Origin of the sequence: Pseudoalteromonas distincta (assembly GCF_000814675.1) — a bacterium.
In the GTDB taxonomy this organism is placed as follows: Bacteria; Pseudomonadota; Gammaproteobacteria; order Enterobacterales; family Alteromonadaceae; genus Pseudoalteromonas; species Pseudoalteromonas distincta.
In genome coordinates, this window is sequence record NZ_JWIG01000025.1 from 122,434 (window position 1) to 139,287 (window position 16,854).

Genomic DNA, 16,854 nt, shown 5'->3' on the forward strand with positions numbered 1-16,854 from the left:
TTAGTTAGCTACCACGTTAAGTAGTTTACCTGGTACGTAAATGATTTTACGAATAGTTGCGCCATCCGTAAATTTAGTTACGTTAGATTCCGCAAACGCAAGGGCTTCTACTTGCTCTTGAGTGGCATCAGCTGCAACCGTTAACTTAGCGCGAAGCTTGCCGTTTACTTGAACGATGATTAGTTTTTCATCTTCAACAAGTGCCGACTCGTCAACTTTTGGCCATGCTGCATCTAAAATCTCGCCTTCTTTACCAAGCTCTTTCCAAAGCTCATGTGATAAATGCGGAGTAATAGGTGCAAGCATAATAACTAATGCTTCAAGTGCTTCGTTAGCAATCGCTACATCTTGTTTGTCGCTCAGTGGTGCTTTTAATAACTTATTAGAAAGCTCCATAATGGCTGCAATAGCGGTGTTAAAGGTTTGACGACGTTCAACATCATCAGTCACTTTAGCAATTGCTTTGTGTAAGTCGCGACGTAGTACTTTTTGCGGGTTAGTGAGCGCTGATTTATCAAGTGCTTGGTAACCTACTGTTTTAACATCTACTGCGTATTTCCATACACGTTTTAAGAAGCGATGTGCGCCTTCAACACCTGAGTCTGACCATTCAAGCGTTTGCTCTGGTGGTGCTGTAAACATCATAAATAAACGCACTGTATCTGCACCGTATTGGGCAATTACTTGTTGTGGGTCTATACCGTTGTTTTTAGACTTCGACATTTTACTCATGCCTGATGAGAATACTGGCTCACCGTCTTCTTTATGCCATGCTTTAGTTACGCGGCCTTTGTCGTCGGTTTCGGTATTTACATCGCTTGGCGAAATCCATACATCGCCGCCTTTTTCATCTTTACGATAAAATGTTTCAGCAAGCACCATACCTTGACAAAGTAAGCGGTCGAACGGCTCGTCTGAATTTACTAAACCAAAGTCACGTAATAATTTATGGAAAAATCGCGAGTACAATAAGTGTAAAATAGCGTGCTCAATACCACCAATGTATTGGTTTACTGGTAACCAATAGTTAGCAGCCGCTGGATCTAGCATGCCTTCGTCGTAGCGTGGGCTACAGTAGCGTGCGTAGTACCAAGATGATTCCATAAAGGTGTCAAACGTATCAGTTTCGTGAAACGCAGGTGCGCCATTTACTGTTGTTTTAGCCCATTCTGGGTCTGCTTTAAGAGGTGACGTTACACCGTTCATTACCACATCTTCTGGTAAGCGAACTGGTAGCATATCTTCTGTTGCTGCAAGTTCTTTGCCTTCTTCGTCGCTAAGCATTGGGATTGGAGAACCCCAATAACGCTGACGGCTCACACCCCAGTCACGTAGACGGAAGTTTACTTTACGCTCCCCAACACCGAGTGCTTCAAGCTTGTCGGCAATAGCTTTAAACGCAGCGTCAAAATCAAGACCGTCAAATTCACCTGAATTTACAAGTACACCTTTGTCGGTAAATGCTTCTTGCTCAAGGTTTACTTCAAGATCTGAGCCTTCAACCGGTGCAATTACTTGTTTAATATCTAGGCCGTAAGCCGTTGCAAATTCAAAATCACGTTGGTCGTGTGCAGGTACCGCCATAACAGCGCCTGAGCCGTAATGCATTAATACAAAGTTAGCGACCCAAATTGGTACTTGCTCGCCCGTTAATGGGTGAGTTGCGTAAAAGCCTGTTGCTATGCCTTTTTTCTCCATTGTTGCCATGTCTGCTTCGGCAATTTTGGTGTTTTTGCATTCTTCAACAAACATTGCAACAGCATCGCTATTTTTAGCGGCTTCTTGTGCAATAGGGTGGCCACCAGCAACAGCAACATACGTAACACCCATAAAGGTGTCTGGACGAGTTGTGTATACGCTAAAAGTTTCGTCGTTATCGGTGCGTTTAAATTCAATATCACACCCTTCAGAGCGGCCAATCCAGTTACGCTGCATTGTTTTAACTTGCTCTGGCCAATCTTCCAACTTGTCTAAATCGTCAAGTAGTTCTTGTGCGTAGTCGGTAATTTTAATAAACCACTGTGGAATTTCTTTTTGCTCAACCACAGCGCCTGAACGCCAACCGCGACCGTCAATAACTTGCTCGTTAGCTAATACTGTTTGATCCACTGGATCCCAGTTAACCGTCGACATTTTTTTATACACTAAGCCTTTTTCGTAAAGCTTAGTGAAAAACCACTGCTCCCACTTGTAGTATTCTGGATGACACGTCGCGATTTCGCGATCCCAGTCATAACCAAAACCTAATTGCTTAAGCTGTGTACGCATGTAATCAATATTTTCGTATGTCCACTTAGCAGGTGCTGTTTTGTTTTTAATAGCAGCGTTTTCTGCAGGTAAACCAAACGCGTCCCAACCCATAGGTTGCATTACGTTTTTGCCTTGCAGGCGCTGGAAACGAGAAACAACATCACCAATGGTGTAGTTACGTACATGACCCATATGCAGTCGACCACTCGGATAAGGGAACATAGAAAGGCAATAATACTTTTCCTTGCTCTCATCTTCAGTGACTTTAAATACCTGGTTTTCTTCCCAGTAGCTTTGTACTTTTGACTCTATATCTTGCGGGTTATATTGCTCTTGCATCTATGGTTCCAGACTTCTTGCAAACTAATAAAAAATTGCCATTAGGATACCCCAAATAAAGTGCTATTCACAGCTTCAAAAACGCGGTTTTGATAAATTCTAACCTTCAGTTCAGGTTAACCTATACTTATCTAAGTTGTAGGGTGATTTAACAGCAATTTTGAAGGAGTAAAAAATGGCAGATTATAAAGCATGGCTTGGCGATTTAACCAAATGGCTAAAAGATGTAAAAGATCATGAAGTAAAAGACGCAGTTACTCGATTTGTTGAATCTGAGCAGGCACTTAAAGATTTAGGGCAAGAAAGATACGCTTTATATAAAAGTTATTTACAGCGCGATATAGAACATGTCCAAGAAAACGAATCGCACTATAATTCGCTTGCATGGCAAGAGCTTAAAGAGTCCTTATGGTTTGAGCTTTCGCACATAGAAGATAAAACTCAGCTTGAGTGGCAATCACTTAGTCAAGATTTTAAGCACAATGGTGTGTATCACGCAGGCGAATGGATAGCCATGGGCACATTAGTATGTAAGAATTGCACCCATAGTTACGATGTTTATCACGCGACACAAATTACACCGTGTATTGAATGTGATGGAATCTATTTTAGTCGTAAGGCGCTGCACCCTTAAATATAAGTATTAAGTGGCTGCGGGCCACTTAATACGCCCAAAGGCCAGCGAATATGCTGGTAAAAAAAGAAGTTAGAATGACGAAAAAATTGCTGCCACTATCTGTTTCAAAGCTCGCACCGAGTATTTCTACTAATCACGTACATACGTGTATGAGCAATCCATACCCCGAGCAACTAACATTTATAGGCCAACAACGCGCCCAAAGTGCCTTAGATTTCTCTTTAGGGATGGAACTGCCGGGTTATAACGTTTATGTAATGGGCGAGGCTGCCCATGGGCGCTTTACGCTTGTTAAAGATAAACTTAAGCAACACGCAAAAGACCGCCCAACCCCAAACGAATGGTTATACGTAAATAATTACGATGACCACAGAGAGCCTATCGCGTTGTTTATGCATGCAGGGCAAAGTAAGCAACTTAGTGACGACATAGATTCATTTTTAGATGAAGTACTCGACACATTTCCTGCTGCATTTGATAACCCAGGATACCAACGCAAAAAAAAATCAATCGACCGTGAATTTAACGATGCCTACGACAGTGCTATTACCGCAGTAGAAATTGCGGCATTTGAGCAAAGTGTTGCATTAGTCGAAGAAAAAAATTCAGTTGGGTTTGCACCGCTAGTAGATGGTAAACAATTAAGCGATAGCGAATTTGGCGAACTTGAAGAAACGTTACGCGAAGAGTTTTTTGAAAAAATTGAAAAGCTAGAAGATGCATTAATAGAAGCGTTAATTGAGCTGCCACGCTGGAAGCGCGAATCAAAAGAAAAACAGCGTAATCTTAAAAAGTCGACTGCAGAGCAGGCCACAAAACCGCTTTTAAAAGACTTAGAACATAAATATGCAACTCATATTGGCGTACTGCGTTATTTAAAAGATATACGCGTTGAAATTATAGACGCGGTACTTGAGTGGCTCGATGACGAAGACGAAAGCGAAGAAAGCAAAGAAGACTTTGATCGTAAAGGCATGCTTACCGACTTTTTTGCACCTAATATTTTAGTTGAGTTTAAAGAAGACGATGCAGCACCCGTGGTGTACGAGCCCAATCCAACATTTGGTAATATATTTGGTAAAATTGAGTATTCCACATCGCAAGGGTCTTTAATTACCAGTTATCGTTCTATTCAGCCAGGAGCATTGCACCGTGCTAATGGCGGTTATTTAATTATGGATGCTGAAAAGGTAATGGCTAACCCTCAAGTGTGGGATGGTTTAAAACTTTCGCTTAAAACGCATCAAATTAAAAACGACTTACCGTATCAAGATAGCTCAGTAGGCAGTAGTTTTACACTTCGCCCGCAGCTTATACCGCTTGACGTGAAAATTATTTTATTAGGCTCGCGCGAACTGTATTACACCATAGGTGAATACGATGAAGAGTTTGCAGAGTTATTTAGAGTATTAGCTGACTTTGATTACTACTTACCAAGTAGCGATAAATTACAGTACCAATTTATAACTAAAGTAACCGAGTACTGCGAGCAAATATTAAAGTGCACTACCACGCAAGCTGCTATGGTGCGTTTACTTAAGTTTAGCTACCGCCAAGCAGAGCATCACAATAAGCTTTCTGCGCGTTTTGCTGATGTACTTGAATTAGTTGCAGAGGCAAGTTACTACGCAAAACAGGATAAATTAACTGTTATAGATGCGCATCATATTGATGAAGCCATTGAAGGTAAGCAATACCGTACCGGCCAAATTAGTGAAAACATGCTAAGCGATATAAAAGAAGGTCACACACTTATTGCAACCGACGGCCAAGCCATTGGTAAAGTAAATGGCTTAACCGTATTACACATTGGCGATACTTCTTTTGGTACCCCTGCGCGTATTACGGCAACGGTTTATGCTGGCGCCGATGGCGTAATAGATGTTGAACGTGAAGCCGAGCTTGGTAAAGCAATTCACTCAAAAGGGGTAATGCTACTTACCGGTTATTTAGGTAATAAATACGCGCAGCACTTTAGCTTAACGCTTAGCGCTAATATAGCTATTGAGCAAAGCTACGGTTATATAGATGGCGATAGTGCATCTTTGGCAGAGTTGTGTGCGCTTATTTCGTCTATTACAAGCCTACCTATTAGCCAATCAATTGCACTGACAGGCTCTATTAACCAACATGGTGATGTACAGGCTATTGGTGGCGTAAACGAAAAAATAGAAGGCTTTTTCAAACTGTGTAAAATGCGTGGCTTAACAGGTTCGCAAGGCGTTATCATTCCTAAATCAAACCAAGTTAACTTAGTGCTTGATGATGAAATACTTAATGCAGTTGAGGCGGGTAAATTTAATATTTACGCAGTTGAAACCGTAGACCAAGCGCTTAACCTGTTAATGGATATAGAAGCTGGCGATATTATTGATGACCAGTATCCAGAAAACTCAGTAAACGGAATTGCGCTTGCTCGCCTTAAAGAAATTGCCGACATAGTTAATGGCGATAACGATGACGAAAAAGACGAAGAACTAGATAACGAAAAAGGTTAATAATGATCAATATAATTTTGGCGGTGGTTATCGCCATTTTTTGTTTTTTAATATTTCAAAATAGTAAAAAAGCAAAACAACAAGCAGGCATAAATGCACAAATAGGGGCAGATTACTTAGCCGCTAACGCAAAAGTAGAAGGTGTAGTAGAAACAGCTTCTGGCTTGCAGTACAAAATAGTACACAAAGGTGAGAGTGAAAACACACCAAGCCCAACAAGTATGGTTAACGTGCATTACCACGGCACACTAATCGACGGCACGGTGTTTGACAGCTCAGTAGAGCGTAAAACACCGATTAGCTTTGGCTTGCACCAAGTGATTAAAGGCTGGACTGAGGGCTTACAACTGATGAGCCCAGGCGATAAATACACCTTTTATGTACCGCACCAATTAGCGTACGGCGAAAAACGTGTAGGGAGTATTCCTCCTGCCTCAGTACTTATTTTTGAAGTAGAGCTACTGGCAATTGAGTCTTAGTGATTAAATAACAAGGAAGTAAATTATGAATAAAGATGAATTACTTAAAATAGCCAAAGGTGATATTAACTTTACCTTTCAATCTATTATTTATGCATTAGCGCTGTGCTTACTCGTTGCAGCTGTTTTTTTACTAGAGATGAGCGTTAACCTACAAATGGGTTTAATAGTTTGTATTATCGGTGTGTTTGGAATGACTATTTATAATAATTTAAATACTCGTCTAAATGCAGCCCTTGCTCTTATTGCGCTCTCACAAGATAACCAAAGCACTAAGTAAGCAACGAGTTAGTTTAATAAATTGGTATAAGCCCTACTTTACTAAAGTGGGGTTTTTTGCTTTTAGCTAACAATAAAATTTACTCAAGGATTTTAATACGAGGTCGATACCCATAATAGTTACAAAGCTATTTTAGGGATAAAATAATGAAGATTTTAGCGGCTTCCATTCCATACCAAGTACACAGCTCAAATACTCAACCTTTAGCGCAATCAGATAAACTAACTGTTGAAAAAGCGAGTGAAGAAAAGAGCGAGGAAGAGAATGAGGAAGAGCCAAAATATGTGTTATCAAAGTTTTTAGATACCAAAGCCGAAGAGTATAGTGAAGATAACGCTACGTTTGGCAATCAATATAAAAACCTAGAAAAAGTATACAAGCACTTCACTGGGCGAGTTATTGCGCTGCAAGAACAAATTAACAAACTTAAACAAAGCCCCGTACAACGTAGTTTAACTATAAACACTTCTGTAAGTGAGCTAAATAAAAGTGATGCGAGTTTAACTTTAGATGCAGAGCACCTAGGTGCAAAAAAATATAAAAACACACAACAGCAAGAACAAATAGATATGTTAGAGCTGCAACTCGGGGAGTTAAAATCAGAGCAAGCGGCAATAAAGCAACAAATGGTTGAACTGGTTATTAGTGAACTAAAGAGGCGGGGCGACGACTATACTATTTAGCGCGACCAACATGTTGGTGGGTTAGCTTTTAAACTCAATTTTACCCACTTCAAGCTTAAACTTACCTTCTTGCTTACCTGCAATCATAAAGCCTAGCTGTTTTATATCATCAAAATCAATAATCGGTTGTTGCTCAAGCACGCGGCCGCGATACGTTAAAGTAAAATCACTCGGAGCAAAGTTGATATCTACCCATTCATTTTTTACTGTTTTAAATGAGTGAGTGTACGCTGCGCCATCAAGGTAATTAGTTGTTCTGAGCCTGAGCTGATAGATTTGTCCATCGCCTTTAACACGCAGCGCTATAGCTTTAGTATTTTGGCTTTGTGTATTTAGCTCTGTACGTATTGATGCAAAACCGCCGTTATTATCAAGCGAAACATTGCCTGTAAAAAGCAAACTTTCTTGAGTTTGTGTTACTTGGCTATTAGATACACCGCCCATTACTGAGTCGTTAATAACGTACCAGCGCTGGTTTGCATTCGCGTGTGCACTTACAACTAATAAATTAAATACAAAAAGTGAGGATAGTTGTTTGGTGATCATGGCTTACTCCTAATTACTTTAAGCTTATCAATACGGATAAACATATTATTTGTTCACTTATTTAAAGTTAATTATTTTTACGGCTCCATTTTTTCATGATTTTTTCAAACATAATTTCTTTATCAGTTTTATCCTCAGGACAGGGTTTACCGCTACCTTGAGGCATGCCATTACTACCAAATACGGTTGAAGTATCAATTAAATAGCATTTACCGTTAAATTTTTCTAATCGTCGTGTGCCAGTTGTATTTTGGCTAATAACTTCTGAATTATCAGATTTTACTGGCGTTTTAATTGTGGGCTTATTGTTTATCTCATCATTTTCAGAGTTTTTATCTTCACCAAAGGAGACCATTTTTTTATGAGTCATATTATTTACAGGAGTGCCAAATAGCGGCGCGTATGGATTTAGCTTTTTAAATGTTTGAGAGGCTTTTGTTATAGACTCTGAAGGCGCGGCTACCAAGGGGGCAACAGGTTTTACAGGGGCTTTTTTAAGCTCTGTTTGTGCCTTTGGTAACGTGATGGTTTTGGCTTGCGTTTTTTTAGTCACCTTTACTTTGGCTTTTGTAGAATCTTTTTTTATAGGTGTAGTGTTAGAAGTCGCTGAATTTGGTGCATCAGTTTTAGTGTTTACAGGTTTTATATCAGGCGCATTGGTTGTTGTAACAACTGAGCTTGGCTTAGGTAGGCTTGCTAAATTAACCGTAACATAGGCCTGTATTATTTCGTTTTTTTCCTCCTTTGGCGGCGCAACTTTAATAGATTGCGAAAACAAAAAGTACAACACAATAGCGTGTATACACAACGAGATAACCCACGGCCATGCATTCCCTTTATTCACATCAAACCCTCAACTTAATAGTGCTGTTAAGAGTCAATAAAATACATTTAGTTCACCTAAAGTTAATGTGTTTTACTTTGTGGCTTTATTGCAGATACAACAAAACTATTTTGCAGTTTTTGTTGTTTTTGCATGTGCTTGGTTACGTTATTATGAGCGCAATCAAACTTAGGAGGCATTATGACATTACTTTTTGAACCAATAGAACTTGCAGGTAAAACATTAAAAAACCGTATTGTTATGCCCCCAATGACTCGCTCGCGTTCAACGCAGCCTGGCGATATAGCTAACGACTTAATGGCAACATATTACGCACAGCGCGCAAGTGCCGGGCTAATTGTAAGCGAAGGCACACAAATTAGTGAGCTTGGTAAAGGTTACGCTTGGACTCCGGGTATTTATTCAAATGAGCAAGTTGCAGGCTGGAGTAAAGTAACCAACGCAGTACATAGCGCTGGTGGCGTTATGTTTGCTCAGCTTTGGCATGTTGGCCGTGTAACTCATAGTGACAACACCGGTGGCGTGCAGCCTATTTCAGCCTCGGCCATTGCTGCAAAAGACGTAAAAGTATTTGTAGATACAAACGGCGCACCGGGGTTTGTAGACACCCAACTCCCACGCGAAATGAGCAAACAAGATATTACGCATGTCATAGGCGAATTTCGCCAAGCAGCTAAAAATGCAGTTAATGCAGGGTTTGATGGCATAGAGCTTCATGCTGCAAATGGTTACCTCATTAATCAATTTTTAGACTCAGAGTCAAATGCTCGCACCGATGAATATGGCGGCAGTGTGCAAAACCGAATACGCTTTTTAATTGAAGTGGTAAATGCTGTTAGCGACGAAATTGGTAGCAGTAAAGTAGGCGTAAGACTTGCCCCGTTAACAACTCTTAATGGCACAGTAGACGAAAACCCTGAAGAAACTTACTTAGCGGTTTCTGAGGCATTAAATAAAGCCGGTGTAGGTTACATGCATATAGCCGAAGCCGATTGGGATGACGCACCTTTAATGAGTGTTGAATTTAAAAAATCGATTCGCAAAGCCTACAGCGGTGTATTAATTTACGCAGGCAAGTACACAAAAGAGCGCGCAGACAAAGCACTTAGCGAAGGCTGGGCTGACATGATTGGCTTTGGTCGCCCATTTGTATCAAACCCAGACTTACCAGCACGCTTAAAGCAAGGCAAGCCTCTTAACAGCCACAACCCCGACACTTTGTTTGGTGGTGCAGAGCAAGGCTATACCGATTATCCAACGGTATAATTGCTAGTAAGTAATTAACATTGAGTAAAAACATGAAGGGCTGCATTTTATGCAGCCCTTTTTTGTGCACTGATTCTATTAGCTTTATCTTGAGCAAAAAATAAAAAACGCGTAAGTTAAACGGGTTACCTATTTTAATAACAAGAAAACAAATGAAAGCCAAAGAGATAGAACAATTAGAATTATCAAATTCTGAAACCCGAGAAGTTGTTACCCCCTACGCCTTTAAAATTGACAGTGCTTTACTGGGCTTGCCTTTAGCTACGCCAATTCGGCGTGCACTAGCGATTATTATTGATGTTGCGCTGATATTTTTAGCGGCCAAGCTTAGCGCTGCTTTAATAGCGTTTGTTGCTGCAATGGCTTTTTATAAAGGTACGGCACAGCAATACCTTCCAAAAATGTCGAATGTGTGGAGAAGAATATTAAAAATAACGGCAGCAAGTATTTTATTTGTAAGTGCACTTACTGTGCTTTCAATTGGCATTGATTACCTAGAAGACGATAACGCTGATCAAGGTTTAGCTGTTCAGGGCGTAAAAATACAAGATGAAATTCAGCTTACCGCTACAGAAAAACAACAGGTAAATACTTATTTAGCGCAAACAGCCGATGACAGCTGTGAGCAACCTTGCCAACAAAACGCGTTTGATAATTTAATTGGGCAAGTTCCCAAATTAGCAGAAATGGACGACCTACAAAGCCCACAACTTGCTACCGTACTTTTACAGCTATTGGTGCTCAGTGAAAATAACGAAATAAAGCCTGCACAGTTAATAGAAGAAAAACCTGCACAAACAAGCACAAATAGTATTTTGCAGTGGAGCAAAGGCATTATTCAAGACTTAGGCTTAGGTTTTGGCTGGGCTGCTGTTTACTTTACGTTGTTCTCGTTACTTTGGCGAGGCCAAACACCGGGTAAAAAGGTATGTAATATTCGTGTGGTTGCCTTAAGCGGTGAGCCATTAGGTTTATTAGATTGTTTTGGTCGCTACGGCGGCTACGGCGCAGGCTTTGCCACAGGCTTGTTAGGGTTTTTACAAATATATTGGGACCCAAATAGACAAGCCATTCAAGATAAAATATCAGCGACTGTGGTTATTAAAGGTAACTTGAATCAAGTTGTAAATGTTGAAACGGTAGAAGAGACTGTAAAAAGTTAACTTTGCTCTTATTAATTACAAGGATGGTTATGAAAGCTTTATTAATGGCGTTTAGTTATCTGTATTTTATTACAGCTTCGTATGCGTCAGAAAATATTGTGTTAGCAAAAAAACATCAGCTTAAGTCTATTATTTTAGGTGAGCATCGCAGTTATAGTGTTTATTTACCACCAAGCTACAAGCAAAACCTCGAGCGAGTATATCCTGTTATTTACTTGCTTGATGGCGACCCAACCCATTTAAAAGCCTTAGCGGGGCTTGTTGAAGCACTCAGTACTGAGCGGCTAGAAAAACAAATTCAACAAGCAATTATTGTCGCTGTTCCTAATAGTAAAAATGCGATAAGAGAGCGCGACTTTACCCCTACCAATGTCGATTGGACTTTTAACGGCAAGCTACTCGAAAAATTTGAAAACATTGGCAATGCCGCAAACTACACCGCTTTTTTTGAAAAAGAACTTATTCCCTTCATTAATAAAAATTACCGTACATCAAATAAGCAGGTATTAATTGGGGAATCTTTCGGCGGCTTGTTCGCAAGTTATGTTTTACTTACAAATCACTCTTTATTTACTGATTACTTAATTATTGATGCAACCTACCTTTGGGATAATAATTATCTCAATCGTTATTTTGACGAGCAACAGCTTATAAATAAGCAGCTTAAAGGCAATGTATATTTTACTTTTGCTAATAATGCAGCTTTTGGTGAAATTGGAGAGGCTAATTATAAATGGGGCTTAGAGCTTGCTAAAAAACTAAAAGCGCACCCGAGTAACAGTTTATATATAAATCAACGTTACTTTGAAGAAGAAACTCATGGCACGGTGGCAGCGCTTAGTTGGTACTATGGTTTAAAAAGCTTATTACAAAAATAAGTCTTAATTTATATACTAGGTTAGTGAAAGGAGTAATTTTGGGTATATTGTTAACGAAATTTAGTAGTGAAAAATTAAAAGGGAATTAAATGAGTAATAATTTTAATGAGGCTATAAAGGGCTTTTTTTGGGGGATAGGGTTTGTAATAGCAACACTCGGTGGTATCAGTGTGTACGCGCTAACAATAGCCGCAGAAGTTGATAGTGGCTTTAAAGAGCAGGTATCAAATAAAGCATTGGAGGGCACTGACGACTTAAATAGTGATTATAAACTTACCCTTTCTGATATCTTTAAAGAAAATGGGCGAGTAAGAATAACTGCCGAGTTAAAAAATATCACCAATGAAAGCATATATGCAGGTGGTGTTATAGCATCTACATTCGATAAAAACGGAAAGTTTGTTGGTAATTGTTTAGGTAAAAGCGATGATATTTTTATAGAACCAAATAAAAGTAGCTATATTGATATTCATTGTAATCTACTGAGGCCACAGGTGAGCAGAGTACACTCAGCAAAGCTAAAGTTTAAGTGGTTTTGATAGTTGCTGTAAACTACCCCCATAGAAAGCAAAAAGCATAACGAGTAGTTATGACTAAAAAGTTATTTAGTTGGGAGCGAGGACGCCAATAGTCGGGTTACGATAAAATGTTACTATGCTGTATGCTAACTTCATTTAAATTTGATACTTAATTAAACTCCCGCAAGTAAGTGAAATAAAGTCGCATACCGATAAAGTTAAAGTCGGTCGGCATTTAGGCTCAATCTCAATATTGTATTGATGTATGCCGTTAAAGGTGGTGAGTTTATCTGTGAAAATCCAATTATAAATTACAGTCGAGTTTAACTTTTTAAACCTGATATTGAGCAACACCAAGCATTAAAAATAGAACAAAGCTCGTTATATTTTTAGCATAGGCTAGATTAAAAAGTAAATTTGCGTAGGTTGGGTAGAGCGAAGCGAAACCCAACAATAAACACTTTTTTAAATAGCTGTCCACCGACAGCTATTAATTTTAATTCACTTTCTCAACCTAACCCCAAACCCAACAACTCCCATCAACAACACAAATCCCCACACAAACACATTGCCGTATTGGCTGTACACGCTGTCGCCTTTTATAAGCTTAATTTTGGCTTTCAATATGGTAGCTTCAAACTGAGGCATGGTTTGTTGAGTGTGGCTTATAGGGTCGTATACGGCGCTTACACCATTGTTAGTAACACGCACTAGAGGGCGTTGTAGTTCGAGCGCGCGCATACGGGCTATTTGCATGTGTTGCAAAGGCCCAATAGAGTCACCAAACCAGGCATCGTTACTGACCGTAAAGAGTAGGTCGGAATCGCTTTTGTAATTACCGCGTACTAAGTCGGCAAAAACAATTTCGTAGCAAATAGCAGGGAGTAAGTTATAGCCATTGGCGCGTAAGTTGTTTTGCACTTTGTCGCCACGGGTAAACGATGACATAGGTAAATCGAATAATGGGGCAATAGGGCGCAAAAAGTCTTGAAATGGTACAAATTCGCCAATAGGTAGTAGCTGGTGTTTTTGATAGCGGTTTTTATCAAGGTAATGGTAATGCCCATGCTCGTCGCCACGTTCTTTATTACCGACCACAATAAGTGTGTTGAATATATTTTTGGTGTCTCGCTGGTAGTCAACAATACCGGTTACAAGGGCGGTTTGATTAAACGAGGCGGCACTGTCTAAATTGGCTAGGTAGGAATCGGCAAGCATTTCTATTTCAGGCACTGCGGCTTCTGGCCATACTATTAAGTCGGCATCCCAATGTGGACGTGTCATGTCTTGGTATTTGCTCATTGTGGTCCAAAACTCACTTGGCTCAAAGCGCAGGTGTTGCTGTATGTTGCCTTGTACGAGCAATACTGACATGTTTTTATCTGTGTAATGAATGTTGCCTGTGGTATTTGCGCCTGTAAAAATAAGCGCAACAGCTGTCGCAGTAACCGCCGGGGTTTTAAAATCTTTTTGGGTAAGTCTATATAGTGCAAAGCCAATAGCCACACACGTTAGTGTTAAGCCAAACTCGCCAATATAAGGGGCAAGCAGCCTTAAAGGTCCGTCGGTTTGTGTGTAGCCAAAACTTAACCACGGGAAACCGGTAAGTACGGTGCCACGTAAATACTCACTAATTGCAAAGCAGGCAATTAGTAATGCGCCAAAGCTTTTAGGACCACTAGCAAAGCGTGTAGTTGCCCAAAAGGCAAGTGCGGGAAATAATGCTAAGTATGAGCACAAAAAAGCCATTAACGAGAGCGACGCTATAAGCGGCATACCGCCAAAGGTGGCAATAGAAACATGTACCCAGCTTATACCTGCACCAAACCAGCCTAGGCCAAATATAAAGCCATATTTAGCGGCGGTTTTTGCGTGTGCTTTACCGGTACTATTGGGATTAATGCAAAAAATTATGGCGCCAAGACTAATAAATACGATGGGCCAAATTTCAAAAGGGGCATAGCCAAAAGTTAAAACAAGGCCCGCAACGAGTGCGAGCCATGCTTTTTTATCTTTTGCTAATAGGGTAAGTCTAGTTAGCAGTTTCTTCACTGTCGTTATCATCAGCCTTAGGAACGGTGACTTGCAGTTGCAAAATACGACGATTGTCGGCGTTGGTTACTTTAAATTGGTAACCTTCTATGTCAATCGTTTCACCACGGCTTGGCATATGGCCAAATGCGTGCAGTACAGTTCCGCCAATAGTATCGGCTTCGTCTGTGCTGTAGCCTGTTTTAAAATGCTCGTTAAAGTCATCTACAGGTGTGAGTGCTTGCACTACATGGACATGTTTAGCAAGTTGACGAATATCTTGATGTTCTTCTTCTTCGTCGTGCTCATCTTCGATTTCGCCAACAATTATTTCAAGAATATCTTCAATCGTTACTAAGCCAGATACGCCGCCGTATTCGTCAATAACAACAGCCATATGGTAGCGTTGCTGACGGAATTCGTTTAGCAATGTATCAACACGTTTGCTTTCAGGTACTACCATTGCTGGGCGTAAATAATCGCGTATTGATGGTAAATGCTCGTCTTTATTTAAGATCAGTGGCAATAAATCTTTAGCGAGTAAAAAACCTTCTACATGATCTTTGTCTTCAATCACCACTGGAAAACGTGAGTGAGTTGAGTCAACCATCATTGGAATTAGTTCTTCAAGCGGGCTGTCGATCTCAAGAGTGATCATTTGTGAGCGCGGAACCATTATGTCTCGCACTTTAAGCTCAGACACGCCAAGCACACCTTCTATCATCTCTTTTGTTTCTGGATCGATTACGTCTCGTTCTTGCGCATCGGCAATAACTTCGACCAGCTCTTCTCTATTCTGGGGTTCCCCTTGCAACATTTGGGCTATTCTGCCCAACCACGTTTTGCCAGAAGAACCCTGGCTAGATTGCGAGTTACCGTCGCTCATTGCGTCTAATTGCTCCGTTAATTTAAATATCGTCCCGGTATGGGTCTGCTATGTTTAGCTCTGCAAGTAATTGCTTTTCGATGCTTTCCATCTCTAAAGCATCGTCACTCTTTATATGGTCAAATCCAAGCAAATGCAAGCATCCGTGAATAACCATGTGAGCAAAGTGGTCATGAAATGACTTCTCTTGCTCAATTGCTTCAGCAAATACAATGGCTGGGCAAATAATTAAATCACCAACCAAAGGAATATCTATTCCTGGTGGTGCTTCAAATTCGAACGACAGTACGTTGGTCGGTTTATTTTTACCGCGATAGTCGTTATTAAGTTGTTGCGATTGCGCTTCGTCGCTAATAACGATACTGAGTTCGGACTCGTCACGGTATTGGCTAAGGGCTTTGTCGGCCCATAGTGCAAATTGTTCTTCGCTTGGGAGGTTGTCAAACTCACAGGCTATTTGTAAATCAAGTTCGGTTGTCAAAGTATTACTCTTTAGTAGTAGGCTGTTGAAGAGCAGCGAGTGCGTCTTTTGCATTTTGCTTTTCAATGCGCTTAAGTCGCTCGCTTTCGTCGTTACGCTCGTAGGCTTCAACTATGCGTGCTACAACAGGGTGGCGTACTACGTCGTGGGCTTTGAAGTAGTTAAAGCTAATTTCGTTTACGCCATCAAGTACTTCAATTGCATGGCGAAGGCCTGAGCGTGTGCCACGAGGTAAATCGACCTGTGTAATATCGCCTGTAATCACCGCTTTTGAGTTAAACCCTATACGGGTTAAAAACATTTTCATTTGCTCGGCGGTGGTATTTTGGCTTTCATCTAAAATAATAAAGGCATCGTTTAAAGTACGTCCGCGCATGTAAGCAAGCGGTGCGACTTCGATGATATTTTTTTCGATGAGCTTTTCTACTTTTTCAAAACCTAGCATTTCAAAAAGAGCATCGTAAAGAGGGCGCAGGTATGGGTCTATTTTTTGACTTAAATCGCCAGGTAAAAAGCCAAGCTTTTCGCCAGCTTCTACAGCAGGGCGCGTTAGTAATATACGGCGTATTTCTTGGCGCTCAAGAGCGTCGACGGCGGCTGCAACTGCAAGGTAAGTTTTACCAGTACCTGCAGGGCCAATACCAAAGGTAATGTCGTGGTTTAAAATATTAGCTACATAAACACCTTGGTTGTCGTTACGTGGTTTAATAACACCACGGCGGGTTTTAATAACCATTTCTTTGCCATAAGCGCTGCTGGATGCATCTTGCTCTAAGGCTTTTGATTCGGTAATAGCTAAATGAACGGCGTCGGGTTCTATTTCGCCTAAAACACCACGAACTGGCTGAGTATCAACATAAAGGTTTTTTAAGATTTCTACAGCGCCGGCGCAGTTGTGTAGTTTACCGGTTACTTTAAAAAAGTTGTCACGGTGAATTATTTCAACAGCCAGGTGGCGTTCAATTTGTTTGATGTTTTCGTCAAACGGGCCACATAAAGAAGATAGGCGTTTGTTATCGGCAGGTTCTAAATAAATCTCTAATGTTTTTAACTGATTACTCAAAATTGCTTCCTA

Annotated in this window: 16 protein-coding genes; 9 read left to right on the plus strand and 7 right to left on the minus strand. The window is 40.5% G+C overall.

The features are described 5' to 3' along the window. Positions 1-2,589 (minus strand): leucine--tRNA ligase, encoded by a 2,589-nt coding sequence (leuS, locus tag QT16_RS16090; protein ID WP_002958527.1) that lies wholly within the window; start codon positions 2,587-2,589, stop codon positions 1-3. Positions 2,590-2,764: 175 nt separating this feature from the next. Here leuS and QT16_RS16095 point away from each other — a divergent pair, with 175 nt between their 5' ends. The 5 genes from QT16_RS16095 to QT16_RS16115 all read left to right on the plus strand — a co-directional run bounded on the left by QT16_RS16095 (position 2,765) and on the right by QT16_RS16115 (position 7,166). Next, positions 2,765-3,223, plus strand: coding sequence for a zinc ribbon-containing protein (locus QT16_RS16095; RefSeq protein WP_002958528.1), 459 nt, complete (start codon positions 2,765-2,767; stop codon positions 3,221-3,223). Between the two features lie 77 nt (positions 3,224-3,300). Then, entirely contained in the window at positions 3,301-5,724 is a 2,424-nt protein-coding gene (locus QT16_RS16100) for a Lon protease family protein (protein ID WP_238719452.1), read from the plus strand. 2 nt (positions 5,725-5,726) lie between these two features. Next, complete coding sequence (gene bamJ / locus QT16_RS16105; protein WP_039489326.1) at positions 5,727-6,203, plus strand: BamJ family beta-barrel-assembly machinery protein; 477 nt, start codon at positions 5,727-5,729, stop codon at positions 6,201-6,203. A 25-nt stretch (positions 6,204-6,228) separates the two neighbouring features. Beyond that, a complete protein-coding gene (locus tag QT16_RS16110) occupies positions 6,229-6,483 on the plus strand; it encodes a hypothetical protein (RefSeq protein WP_002958531.1) in 255 nt (84 codons plus the stop codon). Positions 6,484-6,629: 146 nt separating this feature from the next. Then, positions 6,630-7,166: a hypothetical protein gene (locus QT16_RS16115; protein ID WP_039489328.1), complete on the plus strand. Its 537-nt coding sequence runs from the start codon at positions 6,630-6,632 to the stop codon at positions 7,164-7,166. Between the two features lie 21 nt (positions 7,167-7,187). On the opposite strand, the gene QT16_RS16120 is transcribed toward QT16_RS16115, so the two are convergent. Beyond that, on the minus strand, positions 7,188-7,712 hold the full coding sequence (locus QT16_RS16120) for a CIA30 family protein (RefSeq protein ID WP_039489330.1): 525 nt from the start codon (positions 7,710-7,712) through the stop codon (positions 7,188-7,190). 67 nt (positions 7,713-7,779) lie between these two features. Further along, on the minus strand, positions 7,780-8,556 hold the full coding sequence (locus QT16_RS16125; RefSeq protein ID WP_039489332.1) for a hypothetical protein: 777 nt from the start codon (positions 8,554-8,556) through the stop codon (positions 7,780-7,782). 180 nt (positions 8,557-8,736) lie between these two features. On the opposite strand from QT16_RS16125, the gene QT16_RS16130 reads away from it, so the two are divergent. The 4 genes from QT16_RS16130 (at position 8,737) to QT16_RS16145 (ending at position 12,402) form a co-directional block, all read left to right on the plus strand. Continuing rightward, positions 8,737-9,822, plus strand: coding sequence for an alkene reductase (locus QT16_RS16130; RefSeq protein ID WP_039489334.1), 1,086 nt, complete (start codon positions 8,737-8,739; stop codon positions 9,820-9,822). A gap of 152 nt (positions 9,823-9,974) precedes the next feature. After that, positions 9,975-10,985, plus strand: coding sequence for an RDD family protein (locus tag QT16_RS16135; RefSeq protein ID WP_039489336.1), 1,011 nt, complete (start codon positions 9,975-9,977; stop codon positions 10,983-10,985). Positions 10,986-11,014: 29 nt separating this feature from the next. Then, on the plus strand, positions 11,015-11,863 hold the full coding sequence (locus tag QT16_RS16140) for an alpha/beta hydrolase (RefSeq protein ID WP_039489338.1): 849 nt from the start codon (positions 11,015-11,017) through the stop codon (positions 11,861-11,863). An 89-nt stretch (positions 11,864-11,952) separates the two neighbouring features. Next, the gene (locus tag QT16_RS16145) at positions 11,953-12,402 is read left to right on the plus strand and encodes a hypothetical protein (RefSeq protein WP_039489341.1); all 450 of its coding nucleotides are present in this window, start codon (positions 11,953-11,955) and stop codon (positions 12,400-12,402) included. A 480-nt stretch (positions 12,403-12,882) separates the two neighbouring features. Here QT16_RS16145 and lnt read toward each other — a convergent pair whose 3' ends face one another. The 4 genes from lnt to QT16_RS16165 are packed head-to-tail and all read right to left on the minus strand — an operon-like array spanning position 12,883 to position 16,842. After that, positions 12,883-14,433, minus strand: coding sequence for an apolipoprotein N-acyltransferase (gene lnt / locus QT16_RS16150; RefSeq protein WP_039489343.1), 1,551 nt, complete (start codon positions 14,431-14,433; stop codon positions 12,883-12,885). Continuing rightward, entirely contained in the window at positions 14,414-15,298 is an 885-nt protein-coding gene (gene corC, locus QT16_RS16155) for a CNNM family magnesium/cobalt transport protein CorC (protein ID WP_002958541.1), read from the minus strand. Before corC ends, lnt begins: the two co-directional genes overlap by 20 nt. Positions 15,299-15,320: 22 nt before the next feature. After that, a complete protein-coding gene (gene ybeY, locus QT16_RS16160; RefSeq protein ID WP_039489345.1) occupies positions 15,321-15,779 on the minus strand; it encodes an rRNA maturation RNase YbeY in 459 nt (152 codons plus the stop codon). A 4-nt stretch (positions 15,780-15,783) separates the two neighbouring features. Then, positions 15,784-16,842 (minus strand): PhoH family protein, encoded by a 1,059-nt coding sequence (locus QT16_RS16165; RefSeq protein WP_002958543.1) that lies wholly within the window; start codon positions 16,840-16,842, stop codon positions 15,784-15,786. Positions 16,843-16,854 lie beyond the last annotated feature (12 nt).